The organism is Martinezella tropici, from assembly GCF_008370325.1.
Taxonomy (GTDB): domain Bacteria; phylum Pseudomonadota; class Alphaproteobacteria; order Rhizobiales; family Rhizobiaceae; genus Rhizobium; species Rhizobium tropici_B.
The window spans coordinates 1-21,917 of record NZ_VNIP01000014.1 but is presented as its reverse complement, the minus strand read 5'-3'; the positions used below and the strand labels follow the sequence as shown (position 1 = coordinate 21,917).

Here is a 21,917-nt window from a genome sequence, read left to right as displayed (position 1 = left end):
ATGAATGCTCTCCTTTTTTGATTTAAGAAAATAAGCCTGCGCGTACCTTCTGACGGGGGCTTGGGACACAGCAATACTATGTATCAGTCCACACTAGTTCTGGCTGAAGTCAAGGCCCACTGTATATTCATACAGTAGCTACACCCCACGAAAATCGGCAGGCTAGGCCGGTGGCACTTTGCCTCACTGTCCCTGTCAGCGGCGGTGAGGGCGATCGGGTTTTCCGTATGGACGAAGTTTCTGAGCGCCTGCTGTCGGCCAGGATTGGCGTCAGCCTCGGCCGGTCACGTTGATTGAGGTGCTACGTCTGTTTCAGGAACAAAGCCTGCTCCCTGCGCTGTCCTTCACTATCAGGTCGGCACACCGACCGGCAGCTCTCTGCGCATTGCTGCCGTTTGTCTAGGATGCAGCGAACGACAACTCCCCGCCCTTCTTGGTCCTTCCCGTCGGCGCGTGCGAACGACGGCTTTCAGGACGGTTCGGTAACCGCATGAACGACCGATTTGGAGACGCAAAGCAGTCGTCCTGCGCTTGGCGGCGGCGCCACTTTTTAAAGACGAAAAGCCACGGCCAACAAAAGCGGATCTATTGATGTGAACGGAATCGAACCGCTCCTTTCGTGTCGCATCCCACATTATCAATGCCTTAGGCATCCGATCCGGCATAGTACGATTTATGGAACTTTGTAATGACCAAAAATCAGTACCAGGTCCTTGGCGTCGATCTGGTCGCCGGCCTTGACCAGCACCTCAGCGACGGTTCCATCCTTTTCCGCATGCAGGGCGGTTTCCATCTTCATCGCCTCGATGGAGAGGAGCACGTCGCCGGCCTTGATCGCCTGGCCGGGGAAGACGAAGACGCGGGAGATGACGCCCGGCATCGGCGCTCCGAGCTGCGAGACGTTGCCGGCTTCCGCCTTGCGCCGAACCGCCGAGCCTGAAGCGCCATGCGCCCGATCCGGCACCTTGATGCGGCGCGGCTGCCCGTTGAGCTCGAAGAACACGGTGACCAGCCCCTGCGCATCCGGAGCGCTCGCCGCCTGGTTGACGATCACAAGCGTCTTGCCGCGTTCGATATCGGCCAGCATTTCCTCCCCGTCATCGAGCCCGTAGAAATAGGCATGCGTCGGCAGGACGGAGACCGGACCATAGGTTTCCGAGGCTAGAGCGAAGTCGGTGAAGACTTTCGGGTACATCAGATAGGACGCGAATTCGAAATCGCTGACCGGCCGTTCCAGCTTGTCCTCGATGACCTTGCGTTCCGCGTCGAGATCAGCGGCGGGCAGCAGCGAACCCGGCACGGCGGTATAGGGCGCCTCGCCCTTCAGCGCTTTTTTCTGGATGCCTTCCGGCCATCCGCCGGGCGGCTGGCCGAGATCCCCCTTCAGCATGGACACGACCGAGTCCGGAAACGCGATGTCCTTTGCCGGGTTCTCCACGTCGGCAACCGTCAGGTCCTGGCTCACCATCATCAGCGCCATGTCGCCGACGACCTTGGAAGACGGCGTCACCTTGACGATATCGCCGAACATCTGGTTGGCATCGGCATAGGCGTGCGCCACCTTGTGCCACCGCGTTTCAAGTCCAAGCGAACGGGCCTGTTCCTTGAGATTGGTGAACTGGCCGCCGGGCATCTCGTGCAGGTAGACTTCGGACGCCGGTCCCTTAAGATCGCTCTCGAACGCCACATACTGGTTGCGTACCGCTTCCCAGTAGAACGAGATTTTTCTGATCCATTCGGAATCCAGACCCGGATCCCGTTCCGAACCCGACAAGGCTTCAACGATCGAGCCAAGGCAGGGCTGCGAGGTATTGCCGGACAGCGCATCCATCGCCGCGTCTACGGCATCGACGCCGGCGTCGACTGCGGCGAGCACCGTCGCGGCGGCAATACCCGAGGTATCATGCGTGTGGAAATGGATCGGCAGGCTGGTCGCCTCGCGCAGCGCCTTGAACAAAACGCGGGCGGCCGCGGGCTTCAGCAGTCCCGCCATGTCCTTCAGGGCGATGATATGGGCGCCTGCCCTCTCCAGCTCCTGCGCCAGCGCAACGTAATATTTGAGGTCGTATTTGGGACGCGCCGAATTGAGGAGGTCACCCGTATAGCAGATGGCGGCTTCGCAGAGCTTGTTCTCTTCCTGCACAGCGTCCATTGAGACGCGCATGTTCTCGACCCAGTTAAGGCAGTCGAACACGCGGAACAGGTCGATGCCGCCGCTTGCAGCCTGGCGAACAAAATACTTCACCACATTGTCGGGATAGTTCTTGTAGCCGACGCCGTTGGCGCCGCGCAGAAGCATCTGCAGCAGAATGTTCGGCGCGCCTTCCCGGATCAGCGCCAGCCGCTCCCACGGATCCTCGGTCAGGAAGCGCATCGACACGTCGAAGGTCGCCCCGCCCCAGCATTCCAGCGAGAACAGGTTCGGCAGTGCCCGGGCATAGACGGGTGCGATCCGCGCGATGTCGTAGGTACGCATGCGCGTCGCCAGCAACGACTGGTGCCCGTCGCGCATGGTCGTATCGGTCAGCATGATCGGCTTCTGCGCGCGCATCCATTCGGCGAACTTCTTCGGGCCGAGCTGGTCGAGCTTCTGCTTCGTGCCGTCGGGAACGACGCCATTGATCGAGGGCAGAACGGGCTTGGCCACCTTGGCGGACGGCTCCGGCCGGCCCTTGGTCTCCGGATGGCCGTTGACGGTCACATCGGCAAGATAGGTCAGCAGTTTGGTGGCACGGTCCTGGCGCTTCACCTGTTCGAACAGCTCGGGCGTGGAATCGATGAACCGCGTCGTATACGTATTGTCGCGGAACCTCGGGTGCGTGATGATCGCTTCGAGGAAGGTCAGATTGGTCGCCACGCCGCGGATGCGGAACTCCCGAAGCGCCCGGTCCATGCGGGCGATCGCCTCCTGCGGGTTCGGCGCCCAGGCGGTGACCTTCACCAGCAGCGGATCGTAGTAACGGGTGATGATCGCGCCGGTATAGGATGTGCCGCCGTCGAGACGGATACCGAAGCCGGAAGCCGAGCGATAGGCGGTGATGCGGCCGTAGTCCGGGATGAAATTGTGCTCCGGATCCTCCGTCGTCACGCGGCACTGCAGCGCATGGCCGTTGAGCCGGATGTCTTCCTGCTTCGGAACGCCCGATTCCGGCGTGCCGATGGCAAAGCCATCGAGAATGTGGATCTGCGCCTTGACGATATCGATGCCGGTGACGACCTCGGTCACCGTATGCTCGACCTGGATGCGCGGATTGACTTCGATGAAGTAGAATTTGCCGGTATCGGCATCCATCAAATATTCAACGGTGCCGGCACCGACATAATTCGTGGCATCGGCGATCTTCAGCGAATAGGCGGCCAGTTCCTGGCGCTGCGCGTCGGTCAGATAAGGCGCCGGCGCGCGCTCGACGACCTTCTGGTTGCGGCGCTGAACCGAACAATCGCGCTCGAACAGGTGTACAACATTGCCATGCGTGTCGCCGAGAATCTGGCTTTCGACATGGCGGGCGCGCTCGACGAGCTTTTCGAGATAGACCTCGTCCTTGCCGAAGGCGGCCTTCGCCTCGCGCTTGGCTTCCGTCACCTCCTTGGCGAGATCTGCCTTGGAGCGGATGACGCGCATGCCGCGGCCGCCGCCGCCCCATGAGGCCTTGAGCATGACCGGATAGCCGATCTCTTCAGCCATCTTGGCGACCTCATTCATATCATCCGGCAACGGCTCGGTTGCCGGCACGACGGGCACGCCGACCGAGATCGCCAGGTTGCGCGCCGCCACCTTGTTGCCGAGCTGGCGCATCGTGTCGGCCCTCGGGCCGATGAAGATGATGCCGGCGGCATCGCAGGCATCGACGAATTCAGGGCTTTCCGACAGCAAGCCGTAGCCCGGATGGATGGCATCGGCACCGGACAGCTTGGCGACGCGGATGATCTCGTCGATCGACAGATAGCTCTCGATCGGCCCGAGGTCCCGGTCCAGATGCGGGCCGCGCCCGACCTGGTAACTCTCGTCTGCCTTGAAGCGGTGGAGCGAAAGCTTGTCTTCTTCCGCCCAGATCGCCACCGTTTTGATGCCGAGCTCATTGGCCGCGCGAAACACGCGAATGGCGATTTCGGATCGGTTCGCTACAAGGATTTTAGAGATAGCCATATACCTGTCCTTCAAATTACAATTGAATATCCAGTCGTCGCCGCGACAGATCTCGCACGCCACCTTGGGCCAGCTCTCTTTCTATTCCCGCTCATAGGCCTGTTCCTGAACAACGCGAGAAAAGGCTCATGGCCTACGCTGCCCGCCGCGACAGGTGACGTGGTCTCCGGTCGCTATTATGGGCCTTCCGACTTCAAGGAGCTGAAAGGCCCCTCAACAGAGGCCTCTCGTGCCGAGCGGGGCGAGCGATACGGGGGCCGCACGTCGGCTGTGGGATATCTCCATCAGCATGACCGGCGTAGAATCCCAACTGCCCTCAGCGCCTTGACGCAGGTTCCTCTCCCGGCAAGATGGTGGTCGATCAACCCCATGGATCAATCATCACCTTGCATTCGTGGGTTGGATTCCTCAACTGCTCGAAGGTTTCCGGGAGCCTATCCAGACTGACAACGTTTGTGATCATGGCGCGTGGCTCGACATGGCCAGCAGCGAGAGAGTCAAGCGCGATCTCGTAATCGCGCATCGAATATAGGATCGGAAATTTCAAAACCACTTCCCGCATCGCAGCTTGAGCTGTTACGAAAGGCTCGGGCGCCATACAAAATCCCAGTGACACAACGGTTCCCCGCGGACGGACCATCGCGACCGCCGCGCTTAGAAGACCTGGCTTGCCGACACACTCGAAAACAAATTCCGCACCCTCTTCTTTGACGGAACCGAGGTCCTGACCGTCCGACGGTGCCGGCGGGCGACTGCTGTGGGCTCCCATGGCCATCGCCATTTCAATACGGGCAGCGTTCCCCTCAACGACCTGGATTCGGGACGCTCCGAAACGACGCGCCCAGTAAATGGCAGAAAGACCAATGGGACCGGCGCCGATGACCGTGACGGTTGACCCGGGCAGACCCTGTGCCATCCTGACACCATGCAGCGCGACGGCAAGCGGCTCCACTAGGGCGCCGTCAGCGAGTGAGAGATCCGCGGGAAGAAGCAGGCACTCCCGTTCTCCAGCCCTTGCATACTCAGCGTAGCCTCCCCCGAGATAGTCAGCGCCTCGCTCGCACCAAACGGGTTCTCCATTGAGACATGATCCGCAGTGACCACACCCTTTAAGTGGAAGGCTGGCGACACGATCTCCGACTTTAAGGGAAGTCACCCCTTTACCAAGTTCGATGACCTCGCCCGAAATCTCATGGCCGATGACGCTGCCGCGGCTCGGCGCCATTCCGCCGGGTGCAGTCATATGCAGATCGGTTCCGCATATGCCGCAACGCCCGACCTTGACAACGACCTCCCCGGTGCCCGGCTTCGGATCCTCCATGCTAATGACTTCAAGTGGAAGTCCAACGGCCTGAAATACGGCTGCCTTCATCGCCATTTTTCCTTCTCTACATTAATCCGGAAATTAGTTTTTTGCCTAAGATAAGGGGAATAATCGCTCGAAAAAAACTGCTCAGAGCGGCATGAATAGCGCCAAGATGACGTTGAGAGCGTTACGATCTTCTCGTCTTTGCGTCACACTTGGGTTCATCGTGTAACCAACACCGAGCGTTGCAGACACACCGTCGGTCACATGGGCCGTGTAGCTGAGCTGGGCTGTCTGACTGGCAGAATTCGCAAAGAGCCCGGACAAATTGGAAAACGAATTGATCTGCCGCCCCAGCGATTTGCTGATATCATTGTAGGTGTAAGAAAGGCTGATCATGTCCTGCGGTCGCGAATCCATGAGGCCGATGCCATAGAGACGAGCTTCATAAGACGCGAAGAAAGGCAGCACGTCCTCATCGCCCATCATCATCGTTGCGCCTGCATAAAGGCCGCGATACGCACTAAATATCGAATCCGGAGCAATTTGCGTCAGCTGATAATCGCCGAGGAGGTAACCCGCAACCGCACCAGACTGTTTGCGGCCGGTAGCGAAATTGTTGAAATCGGAATTATTCCACATGATACCGCCGCGCAGCCAAGTGGAATGAACGCCCGGAGAGGCAGCCGTCTTGTATCCAATTTCGTTTATCGCCAGCAAACCGCCGTTGGGGACGTCAAAATCCAGGTTGGACGGGTTGTAGATCCTGTTGTCGTAGATCGGATTGCCGGTGGGGCCGTTGATGGGAAGGCTCCGCATCACACCGATCTGTTCGTAGATGTTATCCGTTATGTTCCACTTAAGCCTCGCCGATGGCTGAGCAGCCGGAACGGGGCCCAGACCCATCTCATAGTGGACCGCCGCGCTGCTTCCAATCGGATTCGCGATGTTTCCACCAATCACCGTGCCGACCCATTCTTTTTCATTTGTCTGAATCCCGAACTTCAGTTCGAGAGACTTGTCAAAAAGGGTTTGGTACCAGGTAATAGCGGCGACCGCCGTCTGATTGGGATTGTAGTTCTGCCAACTGCTAACCGTGTTGACACCCATCACGACGATCTGGCCATCAGGCACCCCCCACCAACGATCAGTATCAAAGGAGAGTCCAGCTTGAAGAAAGTTCGTTCCAGAGAGTTTCTGGCCCCAGAATTGCTGATCGCTCTGCCGCCCGTCGGCCATGACCGGCCCCGGCCCGCTTCGCGGACCGTCGAGAAGATTGTAAGCGCCAATTGCCGTCACATCCCCGACGATACCGATCCCATATTCATCCAGCTTTGAACGAATGCTGCCGTAGTCTTGTAAAAGCGAGTCCGAGTAAGATGGGTAAGGGATATTGAACCCCTTGATCTGATAGTTGTCGAAACGGGCAGCCGTCTTCGATCGAGCTTGCATCAGAGCTTGATCGCCGGCGGAGATTGCTGGGCTGGAGGAAGACGCCTTCAAGGCAGCCGCAGCGGCTTCGTCATTATTAACTAATGATTTCACCTTGAGGGCATGACGCTCGCGCTTTTTGACAACGTTCATCCCCGCCTGTTTCTGATCAACAGTCTGCGAAAAAGCTTGTGAAGGTATGATGATTGCTACGGCTCCCAGAAAGAGCGCAGATCTCAATATTCGCTTCGCCGGCATCGTCGAAGAACAGTTCAGATTATTATCTGTGAATTTATCATGCTGCATGGTCGGCTCCCCCCGAGATCTGATCATCGTCTCAGCTGTTAGTGTCGAGCGTGGATCTCCCAATCCACTCCCTGGTTGCTTTTCTTGATATTGCCTATGGCTACGGAACGTCGCAGCGCCTCCCGCGCTGCTTGCTTCATCCGTAAGGTGACGTGCCGGACAGGATATTTTTGGGCGCGTTCACGCGTTCAAGAGCGCGTTCCACACCAGCCAGAACAAACGAGGAGTGGATGCCCATCGTAAGTAGCGTAAAGCCTAGGGACCGATACATCTCGACAAAGAACTCGCTTCCAGAGTGAAGTCCAGCGATTTTGGAAGCGCCATGGGCGGCGGCGGCAATCGTTTTCAGCGCATCACTGAGTTGGGGGGTCGTAGGAAATTGTTGGTGACCCAAGCCTAGCGACAAGCCGAGGTCGGCTGGTCCGACATAGACGCCGTCGATCCCCGGAACAGCCAGGATTTCATTGACATTTTTTACCCCCGCTTCGCTTTCAATCATAGCAAGGACGAGCACGCGGCGAGCCAATTCTGCCGGTTCACGCGGAATGTGACGCGCTACAGGGCCATAACTGCGCACGCCTTCTGGCGGAAATTTAACCGCGCTCACGGCCGAACGAGCCTCCTCGGCATCGTTGACCAACGGTATGATCACACCGTCGGCGCCTGCATCGATCACGCGCTGGATCAGTTCGGTACGATTGGCCGACACACGCACTAACAGAGGGACCGGCGAAGGACCCGCTTCGACCAGCATTCGCGCAACGTCGGCCTCACTGCTGAGCCCATGTTGGCAATCGATGCCGATGTAATCCAAAGAAGAGGCCGACAGGGCGGCTAGATATTCGCTGGAGGCAACTGTGAGCCAGCCGCCCAGAGCCCGTGGACTCTCGGCTGTTGCAAGGCTCCGCAGTTTATCGGCGCCGACCATCTTTGCGTCACTTCCCGTTCCTGCCGGGTCGTTCGCGTTGGATAGCTGTGTCATCGTTTGGACCCGCTCTCTCGATTGCCCGCACCCTGTGGGAGAAGGCTTTATATTGATCGTCCATCGCCTCTGCCTTGAGGCGGTCAAACGCTTCGGCTCCGGTTCAGCCGCATCTGCTGAGTTTTTTCATGACATGCTCGCCATCGGCGCCAGTCCAGCGATAAGAGGCCGCATCGCCACGACCTCACTAGGCATGTCGAAGGCAACGACGCCGCGGAGTAATCCGGCGCGCGAGTAGGCGAGTGAAAAGCGCAGGTCTTCAATACTTCCTTGGAGCAACTTGGTGTCGTCGTCTCCATTGACGCTACCGAGAATCTGAATCTTATGCTCGTACTGATCCGACCAGACATAGGGCACAGGATCGTGCCCACTCGCTGCATCGCTGTCGAGTAGGTTTGTGGCAAGGCACCCCGCCTGCTCGGCCGCATTGGTCCAATGCTCGATGCGCCGGACCTCTCCGAATAGGCCACTCGGCCAAGCTGCGACGTCTCCGGCAGCCCACACATGGCCGCCGCCACCGACCGCCCGGCAATGCGCGTCGCAAAGGACCCCGTTGCTGAGATCCAGACCGCTGCCTTGGAGCCAACCGGTGCCTGCCACTGCCCCTACACCGACCACAATGAAGCTGGTCTCGATCTGTGTTCCGTCGCTCAGCGTTGCTAGGCAGCCACCTACACCTTGATCAACCGATCGCACGTTAACCCCCAGCCGGACGTCGACGCCGCGTTCCCGGTGCAGCGAGGCGATTATGCCGCCTACAAGTGCCCCGACGCCCCGTATGACCGGCGCGGATGCCGGCTCGATGATTGTAACCGCCAGACCGCGCTTTCGGGCGGCGGCTGCCACCTCGCAGCCGATAAAGCCGCCCCCAACGACAAGGATATGCTCTGCGTTTGCGAAAGCAGAGCGGATCCGGCGTGCATCCTCGATGGTCCTAAGCCGTGCGACCCTATCGCTGTCAGGAAGTCCGGGCAGGGAGCGCGCGTTAGCGCCGGTGGCAATGACGATATGGTCGGCATAGACACGGGAGCCGTCATTGAGAGCGATCGACTGGTCTCGGAGGCTTAGTCCAGTCGCCCTGACGCCAAGGCGCAGATCGACTGAGTCGTAGAAACTCTCTGGCTCCAACAGTTTTGCTGCGACGGGATCATCTGATGTCAGAAATTGCTTGGACAACGGAGGACGATCATACGGCAGTTCGTTCTCTTCGCCAATCAAGACGACATCCCCGTCAAAGCCCTTTCGCCGCAACGCCTTGATTGTGCGGACACCAGCCAATGAAGCGCCTACAATGGCGATGCGACGAGCCATCACTATTTACTCCGTAAAGTGATTGCGTTCAGCGGGCATGCAGCCGCCGCGTCCTCGATCGCATCCCACATGTCTTCCGGCGGTTCAGCCTCTAGAATCTCCAACTGACCGTCTTTGCCAAACTGGAAGACAGATGGTGCGATACCAATGCAGACGCCTTGGCGCTCGCAAAGCTTAAGATCGACTTCGACAATCTTCTTTGTCTCAACCGTCATTTTTGTCTCCTGATTATTTTGAGGATGCTTAGGAAGGCCGGACATCGTGCGGCGTACTCGCTGACGATCTAGCGGTAGCGGTGTCTCTACTCGTTATTTTAGCGAGCCGCGGCTCGTACAGGTCATAGGCGTTACGCCAGAGTATCCTCTCGCGATCTTCCGCGCTCAATGCAGGGAGAAGCTCATCCGGTGTCATCGCACTCCAGAGCGGATAGCCGCTGCCGTAAATCAACAGATCTGCAGCTCCGGTCCTTTGTGCCCATTCGATTACCGTGTCAGGCTGTGAATCGGGCGGACCTTCAAGCTTGCTGGCAACGAAGCGGACATGATTCTTAAGATATTCGCTCGGCGCTTTCTTCACCCAAGGGACTTCGGTGCGGGTAATCGGCCAGTCCATGTCCATTCGCCAGATTGCTGGAGCCAACATGTCGAAACCACCGTCAGCGGAGATAATGCGCAGGTCCGGGAAACGATCGAACACACCCTCGGCAATGAAGCTGGCGACGTGGTGGAAGAACCGATCGCGGTGCATCATGCTGTACTCGATGTGCGTTCGCGGCGTGCCAAGAATAGATACGGGCAGATCGATGCCCATCGCGCCTTCGGACTTGATGATCACAGGGAGCCCGTGAGCCGCAGCCGCTTCCCAAATATCGAGGAAGTAGCGCTGACCATACGGATGCTGAGACTCAACGGGGACGCCAATCTGCACCATCTTGCCGTTGCTGGCCCAGCGCTCGATTTCCTTAACTGCCGAGGCGGAATCCATGGGGTTGACGCGTATGGTGCCGAGGAACTCGACATCCTCGTCAGTCTCAGCAAGCCAAGTATCGGCAAGCCAGTCATTATAGGCAGCACAAACTGCATTACCCTGATCGGCGGCAGGGATGATGCCGCGAAGCATAGGCGTCAGCACGGCGCGCTGAACGCCGTTATTACGCAGAAAGTCCTGTGCCAACCCCGCCACTGCGCCGGCTTCATAGATAGGTCTGTTTCCGGCCGCGGTCGCGATGGTTTCCCCTTTTGTTGGACGGGATTGCTCAAGCCATTCACCGAAAGGTGCCACTCCAGTCGGAACCGGATTGTAAAAGCGGTTTGAACGGTTATAGACGAGCTGCTTGTACCAGCCGTCGGTATACTCGTTGATCTGCTCGGGATAGGCCATCCGAGGATGCACAGCGGCGTCGAAAGCAATCTTCTGCTTGGCGTCTTCTTTTGACATGATTAAACTCCCTGGAGAACGATTTGATCGTTTTCTACGCGCACCTGGTGCATGCGAACTCGCAGTTTCCCGACCTCCGCTTGACCATCACGCAGGTCGAATTCCAACCCATGCCAAGGACAACGCAGGATTTCGTCCGTTCCAGACACTTTGATGTCATAAGGTTCGCTAGACTCTACGATCGGGTATCGTTTCCCAACGCAAAGTGGGCCTCCCCTGTGAGGGCAATAGTTGGTCACCGCACGGAATTCTCCATTTACGTTGTAAACGGCGATCCCAAACTTTCCGACCGATACAAATTTATGTGTCCCTGGCGGTATTTCATCAACGCGAGCCACAACATAACCGCTTGTCATAATGTCCTATTCCTCCCATGAAATTTCGCCCTCGCCGGAGTTCTAGACATCCGGCAACTATGGCTGCGCACCAATCAGTCGGAAGACTCGATTGCGGTACGATCGAATTGCGCTCCAGCGACACCAAGTTGACCATTCGCGAGCTGAGCCAGCGCGAGCTGCCGCTTTTCACCAGCCCTCATGCGATGATCACCTGCATCCATGTCATCGAGATAGTCGCGCGGACGCTCGGCGGGCAGTCCGTAAGTTTCAATGGCGTTCTGCGCCATAAGGCGGTCGCGCCAAGAAGATGGCAGCTGGTTCGCCACCCACGTGGCCGGGTCAAAGTCGTAATGTGGGTAGTCGGAACTAAATACTATGCAGTTTTCCGCCAAACCCCATTCGAGGAAGCGACGAAGATCGCCCTGCCCCTCTGGCTCACAGAGCGGCTGCGTGGCGAAGCGCACGTGTTCTCGAATAACTTCAGACGGTTTGCGTTTGAGATGGGGAATTTCCGCCCCCAGCTGTTCCCAATGGCGGTCCATGCGCCATATCATTGGACCTGCCCACTCTGCGCCCCCTTCGATACAGACCAGCTTGAGATTCGGATAGCGTTCGAACACACCACCAAACACCATGCTCGATACGTGTCCGATATAGGTGAATATCCATTCGGGCAGCACTTCCACATGATAGGAAGGAAAGCCGACCGGGGTCATCGAGCGCAGGCCTGCGTGCCGGAACAGATGCGTTCCAATGGGGAAATTGTGCTTGGATGCCGCCCGCATAACTGGTTCGAGAGACGGATGACCAAAGGGAATCCCCGAATCGGCGAGGAAATAGATCTGCTTGAAAGCAGGATGCCCCGCCCACTTCTCGATCTCCCTGACCGCACCCTCTGGATCCATCGCTGATACCTGGATGGAGCCGTAAAAACGGCCATGTGCGTTGGCCTTGCCTTCCAACCAGCACTTCGCCAGCCAGTTGTTGATCGCGCTGCAGTGGGCAGAATCCCATTGTGGATCCCAGTGACGCGCACGGAAGAACAAAGGATTAAAGAGGCAGTAGTCGGTACTGTGATCAACACAAAGCTGTTTGGCGAGATAGTCGGGATCGCTACCGCTACCGCCCATCTTGCCTGGGGGTGTTGCATATCCACCCGGTCCCTGCATGCCGTAGGACACGAGATTTGGATGAGGGGTGTAAAGAAAGAACGAAAGAGGAACCTCTGTCGCGTGTTTTGTGAAGTACCGACTGCGGTAGGGTTCCGGATAAAACTCGGTGAATGCTTCAAGGCTCTCAGGCACCGGGTGGACGTCGCAATCGACCACCTTGACCTTGATACGATCCTTTGAGGGTGAGCCGTTCATCTGATTCCTCCTAATCATCAGCGGACAATACCGCCTTGGGCTTGAATTCGATATATCGAAGAACCTTCAATATTTCAACTGTAATTTTCGTTATTTGTGCTTGAAAGCCTTTCCGTCGGTTAGGATTAGTGAGACATCACCGGTGTTCTCGGCTAGCGTCGCACCTCAGCAGATGCGTGCGAAAGTGGGGCCTTCGGTATATCGAAGTGTTGGGCAGTGGAGGCCATATGCTGTGCCGCGATGTAACCGAAAGTCACGCCCTGCCCGATGGTTGCGCCGGCGCCTGGATAGACGTGTCCGAAGGCGTTACCCGCGTTGTTTCCTATTGCGTACAGCCCATTGATCGGGGTCGCGTCCGTCCGCAGAACGCGCGCATACTCGTCCGCGGCGAGGCCACCGCAGGTACCAAGATCCGATAGGACAACCTTAACTGCATACAGCCGCTGACCTAGGGCGCGCAGATTGGGATTCGGCTGTACAGTCGGATCGCCATAGTATCTGTCATAAGCGCTGTCTCCTCGATGGTAATCCGTGTCACGCCCTCGGGCAGCCTGAGCGTTAAAACGATCTAACGTCGCCTGGAAAGCTGCTTCAGGTAGCCCGACGGCGCGCGCGAGTTCCGACGGTGTTTCAGCAACAAACGCTATGCGTTCGTCAAACCAGGACTTAGGGATGGCGGCCCGAGGAAAAACTGTCCCGCCTAGGACGTAGCTGTTGCGAAATCCTTGATCGAAGATCAACCACATATCCCCGACAGGATTTCCTTCATTTTCGCGGGCGAGCACGCTCTGGCCGAAGCTCATGTAGTCTTTCGCCTCGTTGACAAAGCGCGAGCCGTTGCTGTCAACGATGAAAGACCCGGGGGATGCTCGCTCGGCGAGCAGCACAAGGGGAGAGCCACCTTTGACTGGTGCAATAGCTGGGAACCACCAAGCTTCATTCATGAAGCGACGATCAGCCCCCAAGCTCTGCGCCAGATCAATCGCGTCCCCCGTGTTTCCCTCCGCTCCTAGGCTTAGGTTAGCTTTAAGAGATGCCGATTGGTACTGGTGCCGCATCGTCATGTTATGGTCAAATCCACCGGCGGCGAGGACAACACCTTTGCGAACCTGAACACGCACGATCTCGCCATCCTGCTCAACCACAGCGCCGACGACACACTCATCGTGGGCAAGCAGCTCGACAACGCGAGCCCTCGTCCAGACAGGCACATCTGCTTTTATGAGACCGGCAAACATCCCGGCAGCGAGGGCTTGACCCGTCGCGACATATCGCTTTCCCAACAGGCGACCGCCAATACCTTTCAGCAAACGCCTCAGCATCAGCGGAATAACCTTCATGGGCAAACGGGCCATCAGATTGATCCAGCGATAATCTGCGCCCGTAATCGGCATCGGCAATGGAGCTTCCACGGCAGGCGGTCTTAAGCGTAGTCTTTCCTTGCCCAACACCGAAAGATCGAACGGCTTGCTTTCGCAGGCGCGCCCCAGCGAAGAGCCACCTGGAAGTTCGGAATGGTAATCAGCGTATTCGCGCGCCCAGAAAAATTTCAGGGATGTGGTGCGCTCCAGCATCTCGACAGCCGCTGGACCTTGTTTAAGGAAAGCGTGATAGCGTGCTTTCGGCGCGGCATCGCCGACAGCCGCCTCAAGATATTTTCCCGCTTCTTCGAGTGTGTCGTCGGAGCCTGACCTTTTTAGGACGCGATTGGCGGGGATCCAAAACGCACCGCCTGAACGGGCCGTCGACCCTCCGACATAGGCCGTCTTTTCGACGACGAGCACCGAAAGACCAAGTTCTCTGGCCGCCAGCGCTGCGGCCATCCCGGTTCCGGAGCCTATAACGAGCGTATCGACTGTTATATTGCGTGCCTTTGGACCTCGCAAAGGTGCGGACTTGGTCATGGCTTTACTCCCGTTAAACCATATCCTGATCAACGCTTGTTACGGCGCGATTCAGCTTCGCTTGAGGAGCCCTGACCATTACTGGCGACCGGCCAAGAGGAAGCGGCCATATTGCGCGTGGCACGGGCTTGATAAGCGGCAGATGCATCGCCGCTCATCTTCAACTGTTATGCTCCAGGCTCAGATCAGGACGGAGCGAATCTCTTCTCCCGCTTCCAAGGCGCGTACAGCGTCGTTGACTTCATCGAGAAGAAGTCGACGTGTGATCATCGAGCCGAGATCGAGGCGGCCGGTTTCGGCCAGCTCAACGATCAGCGGGATGTCGCGTCGCGCTTGAGTGCCGCCATAAAGACTGCCCAGAAGGCGCTTGTCGTCAGAGGAAAGAGCAAACGCTGGCAGGGTCACCGTCGCGTCCACCGCGGGCATTCCGACAAGCGTAACTGTGCCGGCCTTGCGTGCGAGGTCCCACGTCTGCAGAATTGTGGCAGGCTTGCCGACAACCTCGAAGGCAAAATCCACGCCGCGCCCTCCGGTTAGGCTGCGAGCATATTCAACCGGGTCGGTTTCCGTCGGATCGATCGCGTCGGTGGCCCCGAACTTGATAGCCGCCTCACGCTTTTTTGCGACGGGATCAATTGCGATGATGCGGCCGGCACCGGCGATCCGCGCCCCTTGGATCACCGCTTGCCCGACACCCCCGCAGCCAACAACGGCCACGCTGGCGCCAGGCGTCACCTTCGCGGTGTTGAAAACAGCGCCCAGTCCCGACGTGATCGCGCAACCGATGAGCGCGAGTTGCTCATCAGGCAGATCAGTTTGCACCTTCACGAGACTGGTTTCATGCGCAGTCATCGCTTCCGCGAATGTTCCCAAGCCAACAAAAGCCGGCAGAGTATCACCATTTGCACGGCGGATCTTCTTTGGCCCCATCGTGATCACGGCACTGTTATCACAGTGGTGAGTCATCCCATGATTGCAGTGCCAGCAATGACCGCAGACGGCTCCGACAGACCCGATCACCTTATCGCCGACCGCCAGCGATGTGACTTGAGACCCGACTTCCACGACCACACCTGCGCCCTCATGACCTAGGATTAGCGGTAGCGGCAGCGGCAAAGCCCCTTGTAGAATCGCGACATCCGTGTGGCAGACGCCACTCGCGCCTATCTTGACGATGACGTCATTCGGGCCCGGAGGCAGCATCTCAACATTTTCAATCGAAAGCGTATGTCCATTTTCAAGACCTAGTGCGGCACGCATGTGTGATCCAATCGTTTTCTAGGGGATTAAATGAAACGGGTGGCGGCAAGAAACAGAAACCCGCAAAACGGTGATTACTGCGCAGCGACTGCGGGCTCGGCTATCCGCCTTGCGTGCACCTTGTTTGCCGCGCCAGCTTTGATGAGATCGGAAGCACGCTCGGCGATCATCATCGTCGGTGCGTTCGTGTTGCCACTGACGACGACAGGCATGATAGACGCGTCCACGACGCGAAGCCCTTGCACCCCATAAACGCACAGACTGGGGTCCACGACTGCGTTTTCGTCGATACCCATCTTACAGGTGCCTGAGGCATGGGCGCCCTTGAACGCAGCAAAACTGAGATAATGCGCCAGCTCCTCGTCAGTCTGAAGCGCATCGCCCGGCAGTACTTCTGCCAAGAGATACTTTCTGATGGATGGCTGCTGAAAGATCCGGCGAGCCAACCTCACGCCAGCAATCAAGCCAGCCACATCGTTTGGATGGCCGATCAACTCGTGGCGAATGACAGGGTTGTCTAGCGGGTCTGCCGAGCGTAAAGAAACTGTCCCGCGGCCAGATGGATGCAGAAACGCTGGCATTGCGGTAACCACCGACTCCTTGTCGAGGACCGGCGCCATGACCTCGCGGGTCGCACCCGTGGCGTCAGTGACTTTTTTGATCGTACCATGAAGGCCGAAGGTGATGAACTGCATTTCGATGTCTGGCCACGCTGCGGCTTCCGACTGCGCGAAAGCAATGCCGTGGCTGAATCCGGCCGTCACGCCACCACGCCTGCGAAAGGCAAAATTCAGACCGTGCATTAACGCCCGTACAGGCGTGAGGTCAGTGTTGAGTGTTCGCTCGGTGGTCTGATATTTGACGTAGGTGTGAGGATGTTCCATCAGGTTTTCGCCCACGCCCTTCAGATCGGAAACCACCGAAATGCCGTGCTCGCGCAGGTGATCGGCAGGGCCGATGCCCGAAAGCATAAGGATTTTTGGCGAGGCAAGGGCACCGGAACTCAGGATCACCTCGCGATCCACGTGCGAGCGAGTAACTCGGCCATTGTGAAGATATTCGACCCCGATGGCCTTCCCATCCTCTGTGAGAATCCGCGTAACGTGTGCGCCAAGAGTCAAGGTGAGGTTTTTCCGACGCAGCGCAGGAACGAGATAGGATTGCGCAGCACTCGCTCTAAGCCCGTTCTTCTGGGAAACCTGCCCTATATTCACGCCAAGCTGACTTTCACCATTATAGTCCTTGTTGATCGGCAGCCCGGCTTCTGCGCCAGCTTGAATAAAGGCGGGAATGAGCTTGCTCGATACACGCATTTTGGAAGCTTGCTGGGGGCCACCAACGCCACGATAAGCGTCGGCGCCGTCTTCCCAATTTTCGGACCGCTTGAAGTAGGGAAGAACGCTGTTGTAGTCCCAGCCCTCGTTACCAAGTTTCGCCCAGTTGTCGTAGTCGGCTCGGTTACCACGAACCCAACACATAGCGTTGATCGAACTGCCGCCGCCAATGAGCTTGCCGGCCGGCCATATGTCTTCGAGCCCATTGCGCGATGCGTCGGGCTCAGCCGGATAGGCCCAATCCAGGCTTTTCTTCATCCCGACCATAGCTGCGGGAATACGGACTGACAGGAACCTGTCGTGAGTTCCTGCTTCGAGTACCAGAACCTTGACAGAGGGATCCTCCGACAGACGGTTCGCCAGCACACAACCTGCCGAGCCGGCACCAATTATGATGTAATCATAGTTTGTCATAGTAGCCCACCTCCCTCGGGTCCACGCAACGTCAGTCGGCGGGCGCACCAGTATTGCATGGGGTGCCCACGTCTCAATCTGTTCAAACCGGAGTTCCTCAGACCGGCGCAAACAGAAGGTCTTGATTTATTCATCGATTTATCGAAGGTTCTTCAATATGTCAACGAAGATGAGGAAGGATATGAAAAGAGATCGGGCTATGAGCTGTTACGCGAATTGTCGAAGATCAGCTGGTGGCCGGCAAAGAATTCGTCCATCAAGTCCAATCGGTCATTTGATGATGCATCTGCCGGCTGTTATCGCAGCGGATCTCGACGATTGAGGAGCGGCTGCATCTTGCTACGCTCGACGCCTAAAGAAACTAGACTTATGGAGGGACATCAGTGACACAAAGCACAGCTACAGTCGCGGCTCAGGTGACCGCGGTTCTTGACGAGTACGCATCCGCATGGACTGCCCGCGACCTGCAGAGAATAGCCGACAGATGGGACGAAGCAGACGCTGGTCTTAGCTACATTGCCGAGGAACTCGGTGTAATTTTGCTGGATCGAGCAAGCATCACGGACCACTTGTTACGGACGGAGTATCGAGTTACCGCCTCGCGAGTTCGCCTGCGCGATATTCATGTGCGTGAACTTGCCGATGGGCTGGCCCTCGCAACCTTTATATGTCGCTGGGATCTCGACTGGACCAGTTACAGCCGGGTCACCACGATTTTTCGCTGGTGTGCCGGAACGTGGCGCTTCATCCACTACATGGAGGCGCCTTTCCATACAGAAGATTGGCCAGACGACAACGAAGGGATAGACTGTTGATGAGGTCGTGTTGCCCCAGCTTGCCATCGAAATAAAGAGCTGCAACCGAGATATTGCTTGGGGAGTGAGCGCGTGTCAGGACGAATTGCGATTGTGGGAGCATCGTTGGCGGGTGTGCGCGCGGTGAAGGCGCTGAGGCGTAAGGGTTTCGGCGGCGAGATTGTGCTCATAGGCGAGGAAGGCGAGCTTCCCTATGACCGCCCGCCACTATCAAAGCAGTTCCTTACCTCCGACGAGCCTATCACACCTCGCTTGCTGGAGGCGGCAAGCTTCTATGACACCGTCGATCTGCGTCTAGGTGTCCGGGCAACGGCGCTGAGCTTGCGCGACCAAGCGGTCACCCTCAATGACGGTTCAAGCGTTGCAGCTGACCACATCATCATCGCTACGGGTGCGAGCGCCCGCTCTCTTCCCGGCCTGCCAGACAGGATCAAGGGCGTGACGACATTCCGCACGGCCGCGGACGCGCGACGCGTGCGCGAAGCCTTTGATGAAGGCCCTCGGGTGGTTGTCATCGGTGCAGGCTTCATCGGCTGCGAGATCGCTGCCTCGGCGCGGGCTCGCGGACTGCAGGTGACCGTTATCGAGCTGCGGCATTCTCCGGTGATCCGTGACGTCGGAGCCCTTGTTGGGGGCACGATTGCTGCGCTACATCGCGAAAACGGGGTCGACATGCGGTTCGGTACGACCGTTTCCTCCTTTGTGGCGGACAAGCGTATACGAGCTCTGCATCTCAGCGACGGCTCCCGCATTGAGGCCGATCTGGTCGTCGTCGGTGTTGGTGCCAATCCACGAACGGACTGGTTGGACGGAAGCGGGCTTTTGCTACGAAACGGGCTCGCCTGCGATGAACGCTGTCGGGTCATTGGGGGCGGAGGCCATGTCTGGGCAGCTGGTGATGTCGCCTCTCGTCCCAGTTCCCGATTCGCAGAGAGCCTACGCGTTGAGCATTGGACCAATGCGAGCGAGCAAGCGAGCGCACTTGCTTCCAATCTTCTCGATCCGAACTTATTCCGCCCCTATGATTCGATTCCATATTTCTGGTCTGATCAGTATCAGCATCGTTATCAAATCATCGGCCGCATTAGTTCCAGCGATGACACAACGCTCCTGCACGGCACTTTGCGCGAGCGTCCGTTTGCCGTAGCTTACCATAGGGATGGCAGATTGCGAGGGGTCGTCGCCTGCGACATGCCCGATGTTATCGCGCAGGCCCGGGTTCAACTAGACGACGAGACCATTCAGTTGAGTCCGACATAAGGGAGTGGATTGGTGCTGAGTCCTTTGGTCAACTCGTGCTTCCACCGCAACTCTCATAGCGGCGACACGAGTGAGGAACCTATGGCCTCGGTGATGTCAGGGGCACTATTCCGTGGTCCGAAAAGACTGCCGGCCTCCAAGCGAAAAGAATCCCCCTGATTAAGATACAACGTGTCGCCGTCTGGTTGCTCGATAATGAGTTGACCTCGCGTGATGACGAGGCAGGTCTCCGCAGGCATGGTGATTGGGCGTCCACTGCCATCAAAACCGATCGGATAGATTGCCTTCCACATAATTAAAGGCAGGTCCAACCGGGGGCTAAGGATTTCGACCAGACGGCCATCCGCGAACGACATGCGCTGACGCTCGGCCTTCTTGACCACCCGTTCGTCTTTCCACGCTGTTGCACTGATGCGGAAGAACTCAACGGGGTCCATCTCAAGCGCTTCAGCAAGCTTTAGTAGCGTTGAGAATGACGGATTTCCCTTGCCTCGTTCTATCTCGCTAAGAAGGCCCGCACTGATCCCTGATCGTTGAGCAAGCGATTCAATTGAAAATCTTCCCCTGCGGCGACTGCGTATAAGCTCCCCCAGCCATACCGTTTCCGGCCGCTGAACGCTCGTCAATTTACTCATGCCCTAGTTCTTCCAAGTAGATGTTCAGCTGACGTATGTACTCGATACTGCGTAGGCTGGCCAGCGCTGGAGGTCCGACGACCGGTTTGGCAGCTTGGGGGCCAAGACCAGTTATAGCAATCGATTTTGCCAAGCGATCCCAGAGCTACCAAGCCGAAGATCTTGACATTCTTTCAGCGATATAGGCCCGGCAACACGATGTCCTGATCTACCAGGACATTGAATTTGTAGCCAGGCCGGATTTCGAGCGTCGGCTGCACGTCCATATTGCGCTGGATCGTGCGATCGGCTACTCGCCCGAAGGTCTCGGCAAAATTGCGTCTTGCCGCATCGGATGCAGTATCCTGGGTGGCAAGTGTTGAGCTCTGGGGCACCGCCATGTCGATGCCGGTTCCGATCAGCGCAATCATGACCGCAGAGCCGAAGGTTTTGAGATAGTGGTTGTTCACCTTATCCTTGAACCCGCCATAGCCTTCCGCATCCGTGCCGGCCATGCCGCCGATCTGCAATGTCGAGCCGCTCGGAAAAATGATATCGGACCAGACGACGAGCACGCGGCTCTGGCCGACGGAAACCTTGCTGTCATAGCGACCGAACAGTTTCGTGCCCTGCGGGATCAGTAGGCGATGGCCTGTTGCGCTGTCATAGACATTCTGGCTGACTTGCGCGGTGATCCGCCCAGGAAGGTCGGAATTGATGCCTGTTATCAACGTCGCCGGAATGAATTATCCGATGTTTCGGGAAAGGGCGGGAGGAGCGCGTCACGCCGCTCACCAAAATTCTGAGTTCCGTCCTCAAACAATGGCTGGATGACCCAAGACCGGCCCGCTCCGACATCCTCTTCCCACCCGTGCATGGATCTCGGATGAGTCCGGACGCGGTCCAGTATTTGCTGGCGAAGTATGTGAAGCAGGCGGCACAGCAATGCCCATCATTGCGAGCTAAGCGCATTTCACCGCACGTTCTTCGTCACAGCGCGGCGATGGAATTGCTGGATGCCGCGTCGACAGCACGGTGATTTCGCTATGGCTAGGCCACGAATCCTCCCGTTCCACCCAGGCGTACCTTCATGCACATCTTGCGATAAAGGAGGCGGCCTTAGCGAAGGTGGGGCCGCTTAATGAGCAGCCCTTCCGCAGGTTTAAAGCTGACGACAAGCTGTTGTCGTTTCTCGACGCCCTCTAGCAGTTTAACGCCGCAAACTCTCCTGCGGCGTTATTGTGTCCTTCCATCCAGACCCCTGACGTTGCGGCTGTTGCCTTAAGCGGACACCAATTGAAGACCGCTAGAGTTTGGCTTTCGCTATTAGCGACGACGATCTTCAGAACGCTGCCCCGGTCATTCGTTCCGATATTTCCCATAACCTCTGCCTGGCAACAGGATCAAGTGCTTGTGCGGGAATGCGCGCGGGGTGTGGGTGCCCACGGGTTTCACGGAGCCTGTCGGGACCGTAGTAGCCACCTCCAACCGCGTGAGCAGACGTTGCCGCATACAATGAAGGCAGCGCGCCCTGTGATGCTGGCTGCAGCAGGAACCCCAAGAATGTCCTTGCGAGCCCTTCCCAGCTTCGCCGACCAAGCGTGTTGTGCACGAGCTCCGTCCGAGCAATGCCTGGATGAGCAGCCATGCCTGAGAATCTCCAACCACCAGCGCGGCTACGGCTGTCAAGC

At 57.7% G+C, this 21,917-nt stretch carries 16 protein-coding genes and 1 pseudogene; 3 read left to right on the top strand and 14 right to left on the bottom strand.

Annotated features, from left to right (window positions below):
* Positions 1-673: 673 nt before the first annotated feature.
* The 12 genes from pyc to FP026_RS25760 all read right to left on the bottom strand — a co-directional run bounded on the left by pyc (position 674) and on the right by FP026_RS25760 (position 17,537).
* A complete protein-coding gene (gene pyc, locus FP026_RS25815) occupies positions 674-4,147 on the bottom strand; it encodes a pyruvate carboxylase (RefSeq protein ID WP_149637438.1) in 3,474 nt (1,157 codons plus the stop codon).
* Between the two features lie 361 nt (positions 4,148-4,508).
* Positions 4,509-5,519, bottom strand: a complete 1,011-nt coding sequence (locus tag FP026_RS25810) for an alcohol dehydrogenase catalytic domain-containing protein (RefSeq protein WP_149637437.1) — start codon at positions 5,517-5,519, stop codon at positions 4,509-4,511.
* A gap of 81 nt (positions 5,520-5,600) precedes the next feature.
* Positions 5,601-7,190, bottom strand: a complete 1,590-nt coding sequence (locus FP026_RS25805; RefSeq protein ID WP_188112690.1) for a carbohydrate porin — start codon at positions 7,188-7,190, stop codon at positions 5,601-5,603.
* A 136-nt stretch (positions 7,191-7,326) separates the two neighbouring features.
* Positions 7,327-8,172, bottom strand: coding sequence for an HpcH/HpaI aldolase family protein (locus tag FP026_RS25800; protein ID WP_149637435.1), 846 nt, complete (start codon positions 8,170-8,172; stop codon positions 7,327-7,329).
* Between the two features lie 126 nt (positions 8,173-8,298).
* On the bottom strand, positions 8,299-9,483 hold the full coding sequence (locus FP026_RS25795) for an NAD(P)/FAD-dependent oxidoreductase (RefSeq protein WP_149637434.1): 1,185 nt from the start codon (positions 9,481-9,483) through the stop codon (positions 8,299-8,301).
* Positions 9,484-9,485: 2 nt separating this feature from the next.
* Positions 9,486-9,698 carry a ferredoxin gene (locus FP026_RS25790; RefSeq protein ID WP_149637433.1) on the bottom strand — a complete coding sequence of 71 codons (213 nt, stop codon included), beginning with the start codon at positions 9,696-9,698 and terminating at the stop codon, positions 9,486-9,488.
* Positions 9,699-9,726: 28 nt separating this feature from the next.
* Entirely contained in the window at positions 9,727-10,920 is a 1,194-nt protein-coding gene (locus FP026_RS25785) for an amidohydrolase family protein (RefSeq protein WP_149637432.1), read from the bottom strand.
* Positions 10,921-10,922: 2 nt separating this feature from the next.
* Positions 10,923-11,276 carry a Rieske (2Fe-2S) protein gene (locus FP026_RS30985; protein ID WP_149637431.1) on the bottom strand — a complete coding sequence of 118 codons (354 nt, stop codon included), beginning with the start codon at positions 11,274-11,276 and terminating at the stop codon, positions 10,923-10,925.
* Between the two features lie 74 nt (positions 11,277-11,350).
* Positions 11,351-12,625, bottom strand: coding sequence for an amidohydrolase family protein (locus tag FP026_RS25775; RefSeq protein WP_188112689.1), 1,275 nt, complete (start codon positions 12,623-12,625; stop codon positions 11,351-11,353).
* A gap of 152 nt (positions 12,626-12,777) precedes the next feature.
* Positions 12,778-14,529 (bottom strand): 3-ketosteroid-delta-1-dehydrogenase, encoded by a 1,752-nt coding sequence (locus tag FP026_RS25770; RefSeq protein ID WP_149637429.1) that lies wholly within the window; start codon positions 14,527-14,529, stop codon positions 12,778-12,780.
* Positions 14,530-14,709: 180 nt separating this feature from the next.
* Entirely contained in the window at positions 14,710-15,789 is a 1,080-nt protein-coding gene (locus tag FP026_RS25765; RefSeq protein ID WP_149637428.1) for a Zn-dependent alcohol dehydrogenase, read from the bottom strand.
* A gap of 74 nt (positions 15,790-15,863) precedes the next feature.
* Positions 15,864-17,537 carry a GMC family oxidoreductase gene (locus tag FP026_RS25760; protein WP_149637427.1) on the bottom strand — a complete coding sequence of 558 codons (1,674 nt, stop codon included), beginning with the start codon at positions 17,535-17,537 and terminating at the stop codon, positions 15,864-15,866.
* 383 nt (positions 17,538-17,920) lie between these two features.
* On the opposite strand from FP026_RS25760, the gene FP026_RS25755 reads away from it, so the two are divergent.
* On the top strand, positions 17,921-18,352 hold the full coding sequence (locus tag FP026_RS25755) for a nuclear transport factor 2 family protein (RefSeq protein ID WP_149637426.1): 432 nt from the start codon (positions 17,921-17,923) through the stop codon (positions 18,350-18,352).
* 72 nt (positions 18,353-18,424) lie between these two features.
* The gene (locus FP026_RS25750; RefSeq protein WP_348642334.1) at positions 18,425-19,612 is read left to right on the top strand and encodes an NAD(P)/FAD-dependent oxidoreductase; all 1,188 of its coding nucleotides are present in this window, start codon (positions 18,425-18,427) and stop codon (positions 19,610-19,612) included.
* A gap of 53 nt (positions 19,613-19,665) precedes the next feature.
* Here the strand turns inward: FP026_RS25750 and FP026_RS25745 are convergent, their stop codons facing one another.
* Together FP026_RS25745 and trbI are read right to left on the bottom strand one after the other, a co-directional pair.
* On the bottom strand, positions 19,666-20,247 hold the full coding sequence (locus tag FP026_RS25745; RefSeq protein WP_149637424.1) for a helix-turn-helix domain-containing protein: 582 nt from the start codon (positions 20,245-20,247) through the stop codon (positions 19,666-19,668).
* 173 nt (positions 20,248-20,420) lie between these two features.
* Positions 20,421-20,969 (bottom strand): annotated as a pseudogene (gene trbI / locus FP026_RS25740) (IncP-type conjugal transfer protein TrbI); the annotation flags it as partial.
* A 2-nt stretch (positions 20,970-20,971) separates the two neighbouring features.
* Here trbI and FP026_RS30655 point away from each other — a divergent pair.
* Positions 20,972-21,265 (top strand): tyrosine-type recombinase/integrase, encoded by a 294-nt coding sequence (locus FP026_RS30655; protein WP_348642335.1) that lies wholly within the window; start codon positions 20,972-20,974, stop codon positions 21,263-21,265.
* Positions 21,266-21,917: the final 652 nt, after the last annotated feature.